The organism is Streptomyces sp. NPDC059037, assembly GCF_042740015.1.
In the GTDB taxonomy this organism is placed as follows: domain Bacteria; phylum Actinomycetota; class Actinomycetes; order Streptomycetales; family Streptomycetaceae; genus Streptomyces.
The window spans coordinates 1-15,452 of the sequence record NZ_JBHYIG010000068.1; the positions used below are offsets into that span (position 1 = coordinate 1).

Genomic DNA, 15,452 nt, shown 5'->3' on the forward strand with positions numbered 1-15,452 from the left:
GGCAGCGTCTGATGTGTATAAGTCACAGGTACCGCACCCGCCGGCCGCGCCCGCGTCGCGCGGGCGCCCGGCAGCCGCGAGGGCGGCAGCCGGGTGCGAGGCGGGCGGCGATGGACATCGGCGGGGTCAGCTCCGTCCGTGGCGAAGGGCCGGGTGGGCGCCCGCGGCGACCAGGTCGGAGACGGCGGACTTCGGGTCGCGGCCGGTCACCAGGGACTCGCCGACGAGGACCGCGTCGGCGCCCGCGTTGGCGAAGGCGATCAGGTCGTGCGGCCCGCGCACACCGGACTCGGCGATCTTGACGACGCTGTCCGGCAGCTCGGGGGCGACGCGCTCGAAGGTGGAGCGGTCGACCTTGAGGGTCTTGAGGTCGCGGTTGTTGACGCCGATGACCCGCGCCCCCGCGTCGACGGCCCGCTCGGCCTCGTCCTCGTCGTGCACCTCGACGATCGGCGTGAGGCCGATCGACTCGGCGCGCTCGATGAGCGACTCCAGGGCGGGCTGTTCAAGTGCGGCAACGATCAGCAGGGCGAGATCGGCGCCGTAGGCCCGTGCCTCCCACAGCTGGTACGAGGTGACGATGAAGTCCTTGCGGAGCACCGGGATGTCGACCCTGGCCCGGACGGCCTCCAGGTCGGCGAGCGAACCGCCGAAGCGGCGCTCCTCGGTCAGCACGGAGATGACGGCCGCGCCACCCGCCTCGTAGTCCGCGGCGAGACCCGCCGGGTCGGCGATCGCGGCGAGCGCGCCCTTGGACGGGCTGGAGCGCTTGACCTCACAGATGACCTTGACCCCGTCGCCGCGCAGTGCGGCGGCGCCGTCCTTGGCCGCCGGAGCCTTCGCCGCGCGCTCCTTGAGCTCGTCGAGGCTGACGCGCGCCTGCCGTTCCGCGAGGTCGGCACGGACTCCGTCGATGATCTCGTCGAGCACACTCACGCGAGCGGCCCCCTTCCCTGACGGTGAAGCTGCTGTTTGAACCTCAAGCTGTTCGGCTGCCTCATCAGGCATTCCGTTGGTCACTGCGATGGTATCCGCAGGAGGGCGAAGGCCCCGCATCCGGTTGACACCAGTCCCACGTCCTGGACACTCCGCACCCCCTCGGGCCTGCGGGTTCACCGTTCAATCAAGGGTGCAGCCATGCCCCGAACGGCAGATTGCGCACGAGGGTGAAAACTGCGATCAGCACGCCGCCGCCGTACAGCTGCCCGGTCCCCAACGCGATCCGCAGCGGCCGCCCGCGCACCGCCCGCACCGCCCACAGGGTCCACACCACGGCGAACACGACGTACCCGGCGACGGCGAGCGCGTTGGCGCCGAGCGCCACGCCGAGGTCGCCGTGGATGAAGGCGTGGGCGCTGCGCAGTCCGCCGCAGCCGGGGCAGAAGATGCCGGTGAGCCGGAGCAGCGGACAGGGCGGGTAGTGGCCCGGCTCGTTCGGGTCGACGGTCCCCACGTACGCGAAGGCGGCCACGACCGAGCCGAGCACGCCCACGGGCACGGCGAGGCGCCGCAGCGCGAGGCCTGCGGCCGGCGCCGTGCTCCCGGGTTCAGCGTTCACCCGACGCATTCTGCCCTCCGGGGGCGCCCGCCGCCCTGCGGGGAGATACGAATGAGGCGGCCCGGCATCTGCCGGACCGCCTCATTCGTCTGCGTACGAGAAAGCTGCGTACGAAATATCTCCGTACGGGAAAAATCAGCCCTCGGACGGCGCGAGCCGGGCCTGCGGCTGGCGCTTGGGGGCCTGGCCCAGGCCCGCGGCGCGCATGGCGAGGCCGACGAGGCCGCCGACGCCGCAGATGACCATGCCGGCCCAGAAGCCGAGCGGGTTGGCCATCACCATGAAGGCACCCGAAACACAGAAACCGATGAAGACGATGATGGCACCGGTCCAGGCGGCCGGGGTGTGTCCGTGGCTCGTGCCCGCCATTACTTGCTCCTTGTTGCTGTCTGCGTGGTGGTGAGTCGAACGCTCACTGCTCCATTGTCCCGTACTCGCGGGAAAGCCGTGAGCGCGGGGGTCATGCCTCGCGCGTCGGGTCCTCGCCGCGGTCGAGTGCCTTCCACAGGTCCTCGGGCCGGTCGGGGTCCACCGTGGGGGCCGCCTTGCGGGGGCGGGGGGCGCCGTCGCGTTCGTAGCGCCCCGACATCGCGGGCCAGGACTTGCCGTACGTCAGGGCGAGCAGCCCGGCGATCAGGATCAGCGCGCCCGCGGCGGCCGCCGCGTACGGCCAGCCGGTGTGGCTGAGATCACCGATCCGCGCGGCGGTGTCGCCGGATGCCTCGGCGGCCTTCTCGTCGAGCGCGCCGCTGTCGTCGGCGGCGAGCAGGGCGGCGGCGACCGTGCCCGCGCCGCTCAGCGCGAGCAGCAGCGAGACCAGCATCCGGCCCGCCTTGCGGACCGCGAAGACGGCGACGAGGGCGGCCAGGCCCACTATCGCCAGGGCCGCGGGCACGCCCGTGACATCGCTGCCCGTGGCGGTCAGCGGCAGGTCGCCGCCCGCCACCGACGCGGTGCCGTGGGCCCAGGCCCGGCGGGACGCGAGCAGCGCGAGAGCCGCGCCGACGGCGCCGAGCAGCAGGGCCACGGCGATGCTGCGCCGCCCGCCGCGCCGGGCCCGGGTCTCGGGTTCGGCATCGGCACGGGCGGCATCGGATCGTGGCGTTGGTACGGCAGAAGTCACCCCTCCACTATCCCTCACGTCCATCCGTACGCCGCAGCCGGTTCGCGGTGTGGACGGCCCGCAGGACCGCGGCCGCCTTGTTGCGGCACTCGGTGTCCTCGGCGACCGGGTCGGAGTCGGCGACGACTCCCGCGCCCGCCTGCACATACGCCGTGCCGTCGCGCAGGAGCGCGGTGCGGATGGCGATGGCGGTGTCGGAGTCGCCCGCGAAGTCGAGATATCCGACACAGCCGCCGTACAGGCCGCGCCGGGACGGTTCGACCTCGTCGATGATCTGCATCGCGCGCGGCTTGGGCGCTCCGGAGAGGGTGCCCGCCGGGAAGCAGGCGGTGAGGACGTCGAAGGCGGTGCGGCCTTCGGCGACCTGTCCGGTGACCGTCGACACGATGTGCATGACGTGGGAGTACTTCTCGATGGACATGAAGTCGACGACCTCGACCGAACCGGGTTCGCAGACGCGTCCCAGGTCGTTGCGCCCCAGGTCGACGAGCATCAGGTGCTCGGCGCGCTCCTTGGGGTCGGCGAGCAGTTCGTCGGCGAGCGCCTGGTCCTCCTGCGGGGTGGTGCCGCGCGGCCGGGTGCCGGCGATGGGGTGCACCATGGCGCGCCCGTCCTCGACCTTGACGAGGGCCTCGGGCGATGAGCCGACGACGTCGAATCCGTCGAAGCGGAAGAGATACATGTACGGCGACGGATTGGTCGCCCGCAGCACCCGGTAGACGTCCAACGCGCTTGCCGAGCAAGGGGTTTCGAAGCGCTGCGAGGGGACGACCTGGAAGGCCTCGCCCGCGCGGATGCGCTCCTTGATGTCCTCGACGACGGCCTGGTACTGCTCGCCGCCCCACAGCGCCGTGTACTCCGGGAGCTCGGACGGTGGCAGCGCGGCCGGGGGCTGGGCGACGGGCCGCGACAGATCGGCCTCCATCGCGTCGAGCCGGGCGACTGCGTCGGCGTACGCCTCGTCGACGCCGGTCTCCAGGTCGTTGTGGTTGATCGCGTTGGCGATCAGGAGCACGGACCCGTCCCAGTGGTCGAGGACGGCGAGATCGCTGGTGAGCAGCATGGTCAGTTCCGGCAGCCGGAGGTCGTCCCGCTCGCCGGGGCCGATCTTCTCCAGGCGGCGCACGATGTCGTACCCGAGATAGCCGACCATCCCGCCGGTGAACGGCGGCATCCCGGACCCCAGGTCGTGCGGGGTGTGCAGGGTCTGGACGGTGGCGCGCAGGGCCTCGAGCGGGTCGCCGGAGGTGGGGACGCCGATGGGCGGGGTGCCGAGCCAGTGGGCATCGCCGTCGCGCGTGGTGAGGGTGGCGGCGCTGCGGACGCCGACGAAGGAGTAGCGAGACCATGAGCGGCCGTTCTCCGCGGACTCCAGGAGGAAGGTGCCGGGCCGCTCGGCGGCGAGCTTGCGATAGAGCGCGACCGGAGTGTCGCCGTCCGCAAGAAGTCTGCGGCTGACGGGGATCACTCGGCGGTCGCTCGCGAACTTGCGGAAGGTCTCGAGATCCATGGGAGGAGCTTACGGCCGTGTGGGTGGGGGCCCGGTGTTGGTGCCGCTCCCGTTCAAGGCGAGCCACTAGAAGGGAACGATGAAGACGACGACCGGGCGCCGTGCCCTCTTCCCTCTTGCCCTCGCCCTGCTCCTTGCCACGACCGCGTTCGCGGCCGCGGCGCCCGACCAGGTGGTGTGGCCCGCCCCCAAGGACGTACCGGAGCGGGTCCGGGCGGCGGGCCTGGAGATGCTCGACGCCGAGGCGATGGACATGCACATCCACACGACCCTGAAGGTGTACTCCGGCGGCCACCCCGTCACGGTCCCCGCGGACCTGGGCATCGACCGCTCGGGCCCGAAGCCGCGTTACAGCCCGCTGCACACGCACGACACGAGCGGCACGCTGCACGTCGAGTCGGAGCAGTGGCAGGACTTCACGCTGGGTCAGCTGCTGACCGAGTGGGGCGTACGCGACCGGGTACGGGAGGACAACTGCCACGCCGACGTCTCGGGGCGCCGGCTGCCCGGCGACCCGTCCCGCATCGTGCTCAAGGACGGCGAGACGATCACGCTGCGGTGCCGGTGACGAGGGCTTCGGTCACTCCTCGGTGCCGGTGAAGGTGACCGTGAGGGTGTCGGTGTCGAAGCAGGTGCGGGTGCCCGTGTGACAGGCGGCGCCGATCTGGTCGACCTGGACCAGGACGGTGTCCGCGTCGCAGTCCAGGGCCACGGACTTCACGTACTGGAAGTGGCCCGACGTGTCGCCCTTCACCCAGTACGACTGCCTGCTGCGCGACCAGTAGGTGCAGCGCCCGGTGGTGAGCGTGCGGTGCAGCGCCTCGTCGTCCATCCAGCCCAGCATCAGCACTTCACCGGTGTCGTACTGCTGGGCGATGGCGGGGACGAGCCCGTCGGCGCCGCGCTTGAGGCGGGCGGCGATCTCGGGGGCGAGGCTGCTGGGCGGGGGCGTGACGGTCATACGGCCATTGTGCCGCGCCGGGGTGGTCCGGTCGGCCCGCGTCCACTGCGCGGACGGGCTACTCGGTCGTAGGCTGGGGGTATGTCGACCCATGCAAAGCGTGAACGACTCCTCCTCGCCGATCTGTTGGAGGCGGCGGGCCCCGACGCGCCCACCCTCTGCGAAGGCTGGAACGCCCGCGATCTCGCGGCCCACGTGGTGGTGCGCGAGCGCCGCGCGGACGCCGCGGGCGGGCTCCTGATCAAGCAGCTCGCGGCGCGGCTCGAACGGGTGCAGGCCGAGTTCGCCGCGAAGCCGTACGAGGAACTGATCCAGCTGATCAGGACGGGGCCGCCGCGCTTCTCGCCCTTCTCCCTCAAGCAGATCGACGAGGCGTCGAACGCCATAGAGTTCTACGTCCACACCGAGGACGTGCGCCGCGCCCAGCCCGACTGGACGCCGCGCGATCTCGACCCCGTCTTCTCCGACGCGCTCTGGTCCCGCCTGGAACGCATGGCCCGCCTGGTGGGCCGCAACGCCCCCGTCGGCCTGGTCCTGCGCCGCCCCAACGGCCAGACGGCGGTGGCACACCGGGGCACCCCGGTGGTGACGGTGACCGGCGAACCGGCCGAGCTCCTGCTGTTCGCGTACGGCCGCCAGGACGCGGCGAACGTGGAACTGGACGGCGACAAGGACGCGGTGGCGAAGCTGCACGAGACGAAGCAGCTGGGGATCTGAGCCGGGGCTTTCCCTGCCGGGAAATTCAGCGTGGGAGTTCGGCGCGGCGCAGGGGGCGGGAGCAGAGGCCCAGCACTCCGCCCGCCGCGCTCACCGCCGCGCTCGCCGCGAAGACGGGCTCGACGCCCCAGGCGCCGATCGCCGCTCCGACCGCGGGGAAGCTGAGCGGCGCGATCCCGACCGTGAAGAGCGTGGCCACCGAGGTGACGCGGCCCAGATAGGCGGGCTCGGTGACGGTCTGCAGCATGGCGCCGATCAGCGCCCCGCCAAGGCCCGTGCACAAACCGACGCAGAGGCCGGCCACCGCTGCGGCGCCGACCGAGGGGACGAAGGCGATGGCCCCCAGGGCGGTCGAGCCTGCCACCGCTCCCCAGGACTGCACGGCTCCTGCCCTGGGGAGCCGCCCCCGCACGGCGAGCAGCAGCGCCGCCGCGCCGGCGCCGACCCCGAAGCCCCCTATGATCCACGCCATCCCGGCGGCTCCCCAGCCCCGCTGGTCGGCGAGCAGCACGACGCCGATGTTGGCGGGTCCGGCGAAGCCCAGTTCCATGACCGCGGCCACCAGGAGCAGCGGGGCGAGCACCCGGTGCCCTCGGATGTACAGCAGCCCGTCCACGAGCTGACGCCAGGCGCTGTCGTCGGTCCCCGGCTCCTCGTCCGGGACAAGCCCCCGGACGCGTACCGCCATCAGCAGCGCCAGTGAGACCGCGAAGAGCACCCCTGCCACACCAAACCCGGCCGCGGGCCCGCCCATTGCCACCGCGAGGCCGCCCACCGGGGCGGCGGCGACCGTGGCGACACGCTGCGCGAAACCCCGCATGCCCTGCACCCTGCCGAGCTGCCCCGGCGCCGTGATGCGTGCCGGCAGGGCACCGACGCTCGGCAGGAACAGCGCGTCGACGGCACCGAACACCAGGGCGACGAGGACCAGGAGCCAGATGCCGGGAGCCGTCACCAGGAGCAGCACGGCCACGGCCAGGATCACCGCGCAGCGCACCGCGTCGCTCCCGATGACCACCCGGCGGGGCCCGAAGCGGTCGGCGATCACGCCGCCCCCGAGCATGAGCACGGCGCGCGGCAAGGAGCCGACGGCGAGCACGAGGCCGGCCTCCGCGGGGCTGCCGCTGCGGGTGGCTGCCCAGGAGAGCGCCACGAAGTAGACGCTGTCGCCGACCATCGATGCCGTGTACGCGCCGAGCCAGCGCAGGACGTTGCCATCGCGGTGCGCCGGTTTCTCGGCGGTGTACCCCGTACGTATGCCGGTGGTGGTCACGTGGGCAGCCCTCTCAGAGCCGGAACGGGAAGCTGGCCAGATGCACGGCGACGTTCTCTCGCCCCTCGGTGTCGCCCGCCGCCTCGGCGGCCTTGCCCCGCTCCTCGTACGTCTTGATCAGGGCATGGATGTCGGCGTTGAGCCGAGTCAGTTCGGCGGGGTTCAGGCGGGCGAGGAAGTCGGACTGGTCCGCGGCCTTGCGCCACTCGGCGCCCCAGGCCTCCTGTTGGTCCAGATAGGTGTGGTACCGCTCGTCGCGAGCGGCGATCAGGGTGCGGACGACGGCCGTGTGCGCGGCGACCCCCTCGGGGGAGTCCTTGAAGTCCTCGTGCCGGAAGCTCAAGGTCTCCTGCGCCGCCTGCCACCACCGCTCGCGCGCGTCCCCGCTCTGCGCCTCGGCCTCCACGACGAGGCCGTGCTCGGCCAGCTTGCGCAGGTGGTAACTGACCAGCGAGACCGCCTCGTCGACCTGCGCGGCGAGCTGCGAGGCGGTCGACGGGCCCGCCACCCGCAGCGTGCTGTAGATCTTCAGGCGCAGCGGATGCCCGAACGCCTTGAGCGTGCCGAGGTCGGTGATGCGGCGGAGCTCGCTGGGCTCGGTCTGCTTGTCGTTCATGCTTTCACGGTAGATACAAAAGAAAACTTGCGCAATATAAATTGCGCAAGTTTCCCTTCGCATCTCTGCAGCAGTAAGCCCCGGCCGCCACAGGGCGGCCGGGGCTTACCCGAAGAGCAGCAGAAGAGCGCCTCAGCGAACGGGGTGCCCCGCCCCCCGCAGCGTCTCCTTCACTTCACCGATCCGCAGATCCCCGAAGTGGAAGACCGAGGCCGCGAGCACCGCGTCCGCGCCCGCAGCGATGGCGGGCGGGAAGTGCTCCAGCTTCCCCGCGCCGCCGGAGGCGATCACCGGCACCGTGACGTGGCGGCGTACCGCCGTGATCATCTCGATGTCGTAGCCGTCCTTCGTGCCGTCCGCGTCCATCGAGTTCAGCAGGATCTCCCCCGCACCCAACTCGGCGGCCCGGTGGGCCCATTCGACGGCGTCGATCCCGGCGGACTTGCGGCCGCCGTGGGTCGTCACCTCGAAGCCCCCGGACGGGGTCCGCCTCGCGTCCACCGAGAGCACGAGCACCTGGCGGCCGAACCGCTCCGCGATCTCGCGGATCAGTTCGGGGCGCGCGATGGCGGCCGTGTTCACGCCCACCTTGTCGGCGCCGGCCCGGAGCAGCTTGTCCACGTCCTCCGCCGTGCGCACTCCCCCGCCCACCGTGAGCGGGATGAAGACCTGCTCGGCGGTGCGGCGCACCACGTCGTACGTGGTCTCGCGGTTGCCGGAGGACGCCGTGATGTCCAGGAAGGTCAGCTCGTCGGCGCCCTCGGCGTCGTACACCTTGGCCATCTCGACGGGGTCACCCGCATCGCGCAGGTTCTGGAAGTTGACGCCCTTGACGACCCGGCCGTTGTCCACGTCCAGGCAAGGGATCACTCGTACGGCCAGGGTCATGAGCTCTCAGCTCCCCGGTATGCCTCGACCTCGACCTCGACGACCAGGCTCGGGTCGATGAAGCCGGAGACGATGATCATGGATGCGGCGGGGCGGACGTCGTCGAAGATCTCCTTGTGGGCCCGGCCGACCTCGTCCACGTCCCGCGCGTGGGTCAGATACATGCGGGTGCGTACGACGTGCTCGCGACCCAGGCCCAGCTTCTTCAACGCCTCGACGGCCACGTGGAACGCGTTGGCCGCCTGCTCGTAGGGGTTTCCGGCGTCTATCACGCCGTTCACCACCGACGTGCAACCCGACACCAGGACAAGGCCGTTGGGGAGCTCGACGGCGCGGGAGTAGCCGATGGCTTCCTCCCACGGTCCGCCCGAGCTCACCCTGCGGACGATGTCGCTCATGACGCCACCGCTGCGAGGGCCTCTTCCAGGGTGAAGGCCTTCGCGTACAGCGCCTTGCCGACGATGGAGCCCTCGACGCCCTGCGGGACGAGCTCGGCGATCGCGCGCAGGTCGTCGAGTGACGAGACGCCGCCCGATGCCACGACCGGACGGTCCGTCGCCGCGCAGACGTTGCGCAGGAGCTCCAGGTTCGGGCCCTGCAGCGTGCCGTCCTTGGCGATGTCCGTGACGACATAGCGCGCGCAGCCCTCGGAGTTGAGGCGCTCAAGCGTCTCGTAGAGGTCACCGCCGTCGCGGGTCCAGCCGCGGCCGCGCAGGGTCGTGCCGCGTACGTCCAGGCCGACCGCGATCTTGTCGCCGTGCTCGGCGATGACCTTGGCGACCCAGTCGGGCGTCTCCAGGGCGGCGGTGCCCAGGTTCACGCGGGTGCAGCCGGTGGCGAGGGCCGCGGCGAGCGTGTCGTCGTCGCGGATGCCGCCGGACAGCTCGACCTTGATGTCCATGGCGCCCGCGACCTCGGCGATCAGCGCGCGGTTGTCGCCGGTGCCGAACGCGGCGTCCAGGTCGACCAGGTGCAGCCACTCGGCGCCCGACCGCTGCCAGGAGAGTGCGGCCTCCAGCGGGGAGCCGTAGGAGGTCTCCGATCCGGACTCGCCGTGCACGAGGCGTACGGCCTGGCCGTCGCGGACGTCGACGGCGGGGAGGAGTTCGAGCTTGCTCACAGAAATCCCTGACATCCCTAGAGGGTTCCGATCCAGTTGGTGAGGAGCTGGGCGCCGGCGTCGCCGGACTTCTCGGGGTGGAACTGGGTGGCCCACAGCGCGCCGTTCTCGACGGCGGCCACGAACGGCTCGCCGTGCGTGGTCCAGGCGACCTTGGGGGCGCGGAAGGCGGGGTTGCCGGCCTCGAAGTCCCAGGCGTGCACGGCGTACGAGTGCACGAAGTAGTAGCGGGCGTCGGCGTCGAGGCCCGCGAACAGCTCGGAGTCCTCGGGCGCCTTGACCGTGTTCCAGCCCATGTGCGGCACGATGTCGGCCTTGAGCGGCGCGACGGTGCCCGGCCACTCGTCGAGACCCTCGGTCTCGACGCCGTGCTCGATGCCGCGCGCGAAGAGGATCTGCATGCCGACGCAGATCCCCATCACCGGGCGGCCGCCCGCGAGCCTGCGGCCCACGATCCAGTCGCCGCGCGCCTCCTTGAGCCCCTGCATGCAGGCGGCGAAGGCGCCGACGCCGGGGACGAGCAGACCCTCGGCGTTCATGGCCTTGTCGTAGTCACGGGTGATCTCTACGTCGGCTCCCGCGCGCGCGAGGGCCCGCTCGGCGGAACGGACGTTCCCGAAGCCGTAGTCGAAGACGACGACCTTCTTCTGGGGAGTGCTCATGATCGCTGCGTCCCCCTCAGTTCCAGTAGTCGAGCCGCAGGATGCCCGCGGTCAGGCACATGGCGGCGCCGATGGACAGGAGCGTGATCAGGCTCTTCGGCATCCCCTGCTTGACGAAGGAGATGATGCCGCCGATCAGGAAGAGGCCGACGACGATGAGGATGGTGTTGAGACCGGTCATGGCGGTTACAGCGCGCCCTTCGTGGAGGGGAGGATTCCGGCGGCACGCGGGTCACGCTCGGAGGCGTAACGCAGGGCGCGGGCCAGGGCCTTGAACTGGCACTCCACGATGTGGTGGGCGTTGCGGCCGTAGGGCACGTGCACGTGCAGGGCGATCTGCGCCTGCGCGACGAAGGACTCCAGGATGTGCCGGGTCATCGTCGTGTCGTACGTGCCGATCATCGGCGCCATGGTCTCGGGCTCGGTGTGCACGAGGTAGGGGCGGCCGCTGAGGTCGACGGTCACCTGGGCGAGCGACTCGTCGAGCGGGACCGTGCAGTTGCCGAAGCGGTAGATGCCGACCTTGTCGCCGAGCGCCTGCTTGAAGGCGGCACCCAGCGCGAGGGCGGTGTCCTCGATGGTGTGGTGGGTGTCGATGTGCAGGTCGCCCTCGGTCTTGACCGTGAGGTCGAAGAGGCCGTGGCGGCCGAGCTGGTCGAGCATGTGGTCGTAGAAGCCGACTCCCGTCGACACCTCAACCCTGCCGGTGCCGTCGAGATCGATCTCGACGAGGACCGACGTCTCCTTCGTGGTGCGTTCGACCCGTCCAACGCGGCTCATGCCTGCTGCTCCTTCTTCAGTTCGCGTACCGCATCGAGGAACGCGTCGTTCTCTTCGGGGGTTCCGGCCGTGACCCGCAGCCAGCCGGGCACTCCGTTGTCCCGGACCAGGACGCCCCGGTCGAGGATCCGCTGCCAGACCGTGTGGGCGTCTTCGAACCGCCCGAACTGCACAAAGTTGGCGTCCGAATCGGTCACTTCGTAGCCGATCGCACGCAGCTCGCCGACGAGCCGGTCACGCTCGGCCTTGAGCTGCTCGACGTACTTCAGGAGCGTGTCGGTGTGCTCAAGGGCGGCGAGCGCGGTGGCCTGGGTGACGGCCGACAGGTGGTACGGCAGGCGTACGAGCTGGACGGCGTCGACGACCGCCGGGGCGGCGGCCAGATAGCCGAGGCGCAGACCGGCCGCGCCGAAGGCCTTCGACATGGTGCGCGAGACGACGAGATTCGGCCGTCCCTCGATCAGCGGGAGCAGCGAGTCGCCGTGGCTGAACTCGACGTACGCCTCGTCGACCACGACCATCGACGGCTTGGCGGCCTGCGCCGCTTCATGGAGCGCGATGACCGTCTCGGCCGAAACGGCGTTGCCCGTGGGGTTGTTGGGCGTGGTGATGAAGACGACGTCGGGCTGGTTCTCGGCGATGGCCTTAGCCGCGGCTTCGAAGTCGATGGTGAAGTCGTCCGTGCGGGGGCCGGAGATCCAGCCCGTGCCGGTGCCGCGCGCGATCAGGCCGTGCATCGAGTACGAGGGCTCGAAGCCGATCGCGGTGCGTCCCGGCCCGCCGAAGGTCTGCAGGAGCTGCTGGATGACCTCGTTGGAGCCGTTGGCCGCCCACACGTTGGCGAGGGTGACCTCGTGGCCGCCGGTGCGGGTGAGGTAGCGCGCGAGCTCGGTGCGCAGCTCCACCGCGTCCCGGTCGGGGTAGCGGTTGAGGTCGCGGGCGGCCTCGCGGACCCGCTCGGCGATGCGCTCGACGAGCGGCTCGGGGAGCGGGTAGGGGTTCTCGTTCGTGTTCAGGCGAACGGGTACGTCGAGCTGGGGCGCCCCGTAAGGGGACTTGCCGCGCAGTTCGTCGCGTACGGGAAGGTCGTCGATGGTGGTCACTTGCTCTCCGGCACCTTCCATCCGAAGCGAGCCTTGATCGCCGCACCGTGCGCGGGCAGATCCTCCGCCTCCGCCAGCGTCACCACGTGGTGGGCGACATCGGCGAGCGCGTCCCGCGTGTAGTCGACGATGTGGATGCCGCGCAGGAACGACTGGACGCTGAGCCCGGAGGAGTGGCAGGCGCAGCCGCCGGTGGGCAGGACGTGGTTGGAGCCCGCGCAGTAGTCGCCGAGGGAGACCGGCGCCCAGGGGCCGACGAAGATCGCGCCCGCGTTCTTCACGCGCTCCGCGACGGCGGCGGCGTCCGCGGTCTGGATCTCCAGGTGCTCGGCGCCGTACGCGTCGACTACGCGCAGGCCCTCGTCCAGGCCGTCGACCAGGACGATCGCGGACTGGCGTCCGGCGAGCGCGGGGAGGATCCGGTCCTCGATGTGCTTGGTGGCGGCGACCTGCGGCTCCAGCTCCTTGGCGACCGCGTCGGCCAGGTCGACGGAGTCGGTGACGAGCACGGCGGCCGCGAGCGGGTCGTGCTCGGCCTGGCTGATCAGGTCGGACGCGACGTGCGCCGGATCGGCGGTGTCGTCCGCGAGGACCGCGATCTCGGTGGGGCCCGCTTCGGTGTCGATGCCGATGCGTCCGGTGAAGTAGCGCTTGGCTGCCGCGACCCAGATGTTGCCGGGCCCGGTGACCATGTTGGCCGGGGCGCAGGTCTCGGTGCCGTACGCGAACATCGCGACGGCCTGGGCGCCGCCGACCGCGTACACCTCGTCGATGCCGAGGAGCGCGCAGGCGGCGAGGATGGTGGGGTGCGGAAGCCCGCCGGCTGTGTCTCCTTCAAAACGTGGCTTCTGCGGCGGAGAGGCGAGAGCCATCGACTCGACGCCGGCCTCCTGCGCGGGGACCGCGTTCATGATCACGGAGGACGGGTAGACGGAGCGGCCGCCCGGCGCGTAGAGCCCGACGCGCTCGACCGGCACCCACTTCTCGGTGACCGTGCCGCCGGGCACGACCTGCGTGGTGTGCGGGGCGCGGCGCTGCTCGCGGTGGACGATGCGGGCGCGGCGGATCGACTCCTCGAGCGCCTCGCGCACGGCGGGCTCAAGACCCGCGAGGGCCTCGGCGAGCGCGGCCGCGGGGACGCGGACCTGCTCGAGCCGTACGCCGTCGAACTTCTCCGCGTAGTCGATCAGCGCCGTGTCGCCACGATGATGCACGGCCTCGCAGATGGGCCGCACCTTCTCCAGGGCGGCCGCGACGTCGAAGTCGGCACGGGGCAGCAGGGCGCGCAGGGCGGGGCCCTCGGGGAGGGCGTCGCCGCGCAGATCGATTCGGGAGATCACAGGCCCAATTCTCTCAGACCCGCAACTTCGCTCGGACGCCCGTATCACTGGCTGATATAGACCCACCCGTCACCCACCACCGCCCTACCCGAAGCGCTTCGCGCTGCCCCTCACTTTTCGTAAGACCACGTTCACCACTAGCGTTCAGGCCGTCACTGAGCGGGCATGAACAGGTGTACGAGGCACAAATACATTGCGGCATGGGGAGGACACCAGCAGTGGTCGACGGCACCGACACCGGAGAGCCGCCGGATTGGCTGACCGCCGCCGAGATGGGCATGTGGCAGGCCTTCCGCAACGGCAGCGTCTACGACCTCCGGTCGGGGGACCCGATGGCGGACGATCCGCACGGCGGCCATCCCTGGGGACCGGAGCGGAGCGTGCGCGCACGCATCGTGTGCATGCTGCTGCTCGACGGCCCGCCCTCGCTCACCGGCCGGGTCTCCTCGCTGAAGCTGGCGGGGCTGCAGATCACGGACGTACTCGATCTGGCGGGCGGCGAGATCCTCCCCTACGCGGAGCTGAAGCACTGCCGCTTCGAGAAGGAAGTGCTCTTCCCCGAGGCCAAGTTCACCACCCTGCGCCTGGTCAACTGCTCGATCCCACGGGTGGAGGCGGCGCGCCTGCACACCGAGGGCGATCTGCATCTGCCGCGCTGCCGGATCCACAACGGCATGCGCCTCACGGACGCCCAGATCGGCACCGACCTGCTGCTCAGCCAGGCCGTGATCTACCGCGACCGGCGCGGCTACTCGATCATGGGCGACGGGCTCTCGGTCGGGCAGGACCTGCAGGCGGAGATGATCGAGTCGCACGGCCAGCTGAGCCTGCGCGGCGCGAAGATCGGCGTCTCCTTCAGCCTGCGCGGCAGCAAGCTCGCCAATCCGTACGGGCCGCGCGCGCTCAACGCCCCGCAGCTGACGGTGGAGCGCACGCTCTACCTGACGCCGGGCTCGCCCGGCGACGTGACCAGCGGCCAGACGCCCGCGCGCGGCACCCGCATGCAGCGCTTCGAGTCCCAGGGCGGCATCCGGCTCGACGACGGGCGGTTCGGCGACGCGGTGGACCTCGGGCAGGCGCGCTTCACCCTGGAGAACGACCAGGAGGTGTCGCTGCGCCGCGTCCAGACCCCCGAGCTGCGCTTCCTCGGCGAGGCCCCGCAGCGCGGCAAGGTCGTGCTGTCCGGCGCGAAGGTCGTCAACCTGATCGACAAGTCGACCAGCTGGCCGGGCCCCGGCGGCCTCCAGATGGGCGGCTTCAGTTACGAGAACCTCGTCCCGCAGGGCAGTTTCCCGCTCTCCCGGCGGCTGAGCTGGGTGGCGGCCGCGACCGCCGAGTACAACCCCGAGCCGTACGAGAAGCTGGCCACCGTACTGCGCAACGGCGGCGAGGACGCCGACGCCCGCGAGGTGCTGCTCGCCAAGCAGCGCAGACGCCGCGAGACCCTGCCGCTGGCGGCGAAGCTCTGGGGCTTCGCCCAGGACTGGACGGTCGCCTACGGCTACCGGCCGGGCCGGGCGGCGCTCTGGATGGCGGTCCTTTGGGCGGTGAGCGCGGTCGCCTTCACGCGCGCGGACCATCCGGCGATCAAGCCGGGCGAGCACCCGAACTGGAACCCGGCACTGTTCTCCCTCGACCTGCTGCTCCCGGTCATCAACCTCGGCCAGGACAGCTACTGGCAACTGCGCGGCGGCTGGCAGTGGTTCGCGGCGATCCTCATCCTGCTCGGCTGGGTGCTCGCGACGACGGTCGCGGCGGGGGCGACACGGCTGCTGCGGAGGAACTGAGGAGGTCCCCGGGG

At 71.2% G+C, this 15,452-nt stretch carries 19 protein-coding genes; 3 read left to right on the forward strand and 16 right to left on the reverse strand.

All coding sequences use genetic code 11. The features are described 5' to 3' along the window. Nucleotides 1-126: 126 nt before the first annotated feature. The 5 genes from trpC to ACFWY6_RS16575 all read right to left on the reverse strand — a co-directional run bounded on the left by trpC (nucleotide 127) and on the right by ACFWY6_RS16575 (nucleotide 4,191). Nucleotides 127-936, reverse strand: a complete 810-nt coding sequence (gene trpC, locus ACFWY6_RS16555) for an indole-3-glycerol phosphate synthase TrpC (protein ID WP_361818226.1) — start codon at nucleotides 934-936, stop codon at nucleotides 127-129. A gap of 187 nt (nucleotides 937-1,123) precedes the next feature. Then, a complete protein-coding gene (locus tag ACFWY6_RS16560) occupies nucleotides 1,124-1,567 on the reverse strand; it encodes a DUF2752 domain-containing protein (RefSeq protein WP_384690325.1) in 444 nt (147 codons plus the stop codon). A gap of 126 nt (nucleotides 1,568-1,693) precedes the next feature. Continuing rightward, nucleotides 1,694-1,927 (reverse strand): HGxxPAAW family protein, encoded by a 234-nt coding sequence (locus tag ACFWY6_RS16565; RefSeq protein ID WP_360763332.1) that lies wholly within the window; start codon nucleotides 1,925-1,927, stop codon nucleotides 1,694-1,696. A gap of 91 nt (nucleotides 1,928-2,018) precedes the next feature. Then, nucleotides 2,019-2,705: a TIGR02234 family membrane protein gene (locus tag ACFWY6_RS16570; protein ID WP_384690328.1), complete on the reverse strand. Its 687-nt coding sequence runs from the start codon at nucleotides 2,703-2,705 to the stop codon at nucleotides 2,019-2,021. After that, on the reverse strand, nucleotides 2,689-4,191 hold the full coding sequence (locus tag ACFWY6_RS16575) for an anthranilate synthase component I (RefSeq protein ID WP_360763328.1): 1,503 nt from the start codon (nucleotides 4,189-4,191) through the stop codon (nucleotides 2,689-2,691). Before ACFWY6_RS16575 ends, ACFWY6_RS16570 begins: the two co-directional genes overlap by 17 nt. Before the next feature lie 79 nt (nucleotides 4,192-4,270). Between ACFWY6_RS16575 and ACFWY6_RS16580 the strand changes: the two genes are divergently transcribed. Then, nucleotides 4,271-4,759, forward strand: a complete 489-nt coding sequence (locus ACFWY6_RS16580) for a hypothetical protein (protein WP_384690331.1) — start codon at nucleotides 4,271-4,273, stop codon at nucleotides 4,757-4,759. A gap of 12 nt (nucleotides 4,760-4,771) precedes the next feature. On the opposite strand, the gene hisI is transcribed toward ACFWY6_RS16580, so the two are convergent. Next, a complete protein-coding gene (gene hisI / locus ACFWY6_RS16585; RefSeq protein WP_384690335.1) occupies nucleotides 4,772-5,152 on the reverse strand; it encodes a phosphoribosyl-AMP cyclohydrolase in 381 nt (126 codons plus the stop codon). An 81-nt stretch (nucleotides 5,153-5,233) separates the two neighbouring features. Here hisI and ACFWY6_RS16590 point away from each other — a divergent pair, with 81 nt between their 5' ends. After that, on the forward strand, nucleotides 5,234-5,869 hold the full coding sequence (locus ACFWY6_RS16590; RefSeq protein ID WP_384690338.1) for a TIGR03085 family metal-binding protein: 636 nt from the start codon (nucleotides 5,234-5,236) through the stop codon (nucleotides 5,867-5,869). A 25-nt stretch (nucleotides 5,870-5,894) separates the two neighbouring features. Here ACFWY6_RS16590 and ACFWY6_RS16595 read toward each other — a convergent pair whose 3' ends face one another. The 10 genes from ACFWY6_RS16595 to hisD form a co-directional block, all read right to left on the reverse strand. Next, entirely contained in the window at nucleotides 5,895-7,142 is a 1,248-nt protein-coding gene (locus ACFWY6_RS16595; RefSeq protein ID WP_384690340.1) for an MFS transporter, read from the reverse strand. A 13-nt stretch (nucleotides 7,143-7,155) separates the two neighbouring features. Beyond that, the gene (locus ACFWY6_RS16600; RefSeq protein ID WP_384690344.1) at nucleotides 7,156-7,758 is read right to left on the reverse strand and encodes a helix-turn-helix domain-containing protein; all 603 of its coding nucleotides are present in this window, start codon (nucleotides 7,756-7,758) and stop codon (nucleotides 7,156-7,158) included. 132 nt (nucleotides 7,759-7,890) lie between these two features. Then, nucleotides 7,891-8,646 (reverse strand): imidazole glycerol phosphate synthase subunit HisF, encoded by a 756-nt coding sequence (gene hisF / locus ACFWY6_RS16605; RefSeq protein ID WP_384690347.1) that lies wholly within the window; start codon nucleotides 8,644-8,646, stop codon nucleotides 7,891-7,893. Next, nucleotides 8,643-9,044: a RidA family protein gene (locus ACFWY6_RS16610; RefSeq protein WP_384690350.1), complete on the reverse strand. Its 402-nt coding sequence runs from the start codon at nucleotides 9,042-9,044 to the stop codon at nucleotides 8,643-8,645. The genes hisF and ACFWY6_RS16610 overlap by 4 nt, the downstream gene beginning before the upstream one ends. Further along, on the reverse strand, nucleotides 9,041-9,766 hold the full coding sequence (priA, locus tag ACFWY6_RS16615) for a bifunctional 1-(5-phosphoribosyl)-5-((5-phosphoribosylamino)methylideneamino)imidazole-4-carboxamide isomerase/phosphoribosylanthranilate isomerase PriA (protein ID WP_361818420.1): 726 nt from the start codon (nucleotides 9,764-9,766) through the stop codon (nucleotides 9,041-9,043). The genes ACFWY6_RS16610 and priA overlap by 4 nt, the downstream gene beginning before the upstream one ends. A 17-nt stretch (nucleotides 9,767-9,783) precedes the next feature. After that, nucleotides 9,784-10,428 carry an imidazole glycerol phosphate synthase subunit HisH gene (hisH, locus tag ACFWY6_RS16620; RefSeq protein WP_384690352.1) on the reverse strand — a complete coding sequence of 215 codons (645 nt, stop codon included), beginning with the start codon at nucleotides 10,426-10,428 and terminating at the stop codon, nucleotides 9,784-9,786. Between the two features lie 16 nt (nucleotides 10,429-10,444). Then, complete coding sequence (locus ACFWY6_RS16625) at nucleotides 10,445-10,609, reverse strand: hypothetical protein (RefSeq protein ID WP_266868031.1); 165 nt, start codon at nucleotides 10,607-10,609, stop codon at nucleotides 10,445-10,447. A gap of 5 nt (nucleotides 10,610-10,614) precedes the next feature. Further along, nucleotides 10,615-11,208, reverse strand: a complete 594-nt coding sequence (gene hisB, locus ACFWY6_RS16630) for an imidazoleglycerol-phosphate dehydratase HisB (RefSeq protein WP_361818244.1) — start codon at nucleotides 11,206-11,208, stop codon at nucleotides 10,615-10,617. Then, nucleotides 11,205-12,311 (reverse strand): histidinol-phosphate transaminase, encoded by a 1,107-nt coding sequence (locus ACFWY6_RS16635; protein WP_384690356.1) that lies wholly within the window; start codon nucleotides 12,309-12,311, stop codon nucleotides 11,205-11,207. Before ACFWY6_RS16635 ends, hisB begins: the two co-directional genes overlap by 4 nt. Continuing rightward, entirely contained in the window at nucleotides 12,308-13,651 is a 1,344-nt protein-coding gene (gene hisD, locus ACFWY6_RS16640; protein WP_384690358.1) for a histidinol dehydrogenase, read from the reverse strand. The genes ACFWY6_RS16635 and hisD overlap by 4 nt, the downstream gene beginning before the upstream one ends. 200 nt (nucleotides 13,652-13,851) lie before the next feature. On the opposite strand from hisD, the gene ACFWY6_RS16645 reads away from it, so the two are divergent. Continuing rightward, nucleotides 13,852-15,438: an oxidoreductase gene (locus ACFWY6_RS16645; protein ID WP_384690361.1), complete on the forward strand. Its 1,587-nt coding sequence runs from the start codon at nucleotides 13,852-13,854 to the stop codon at nucleotides 15,436-15,438. Nucleotides 15,439-15,452 lie beyond the last annotated feature (14 nt).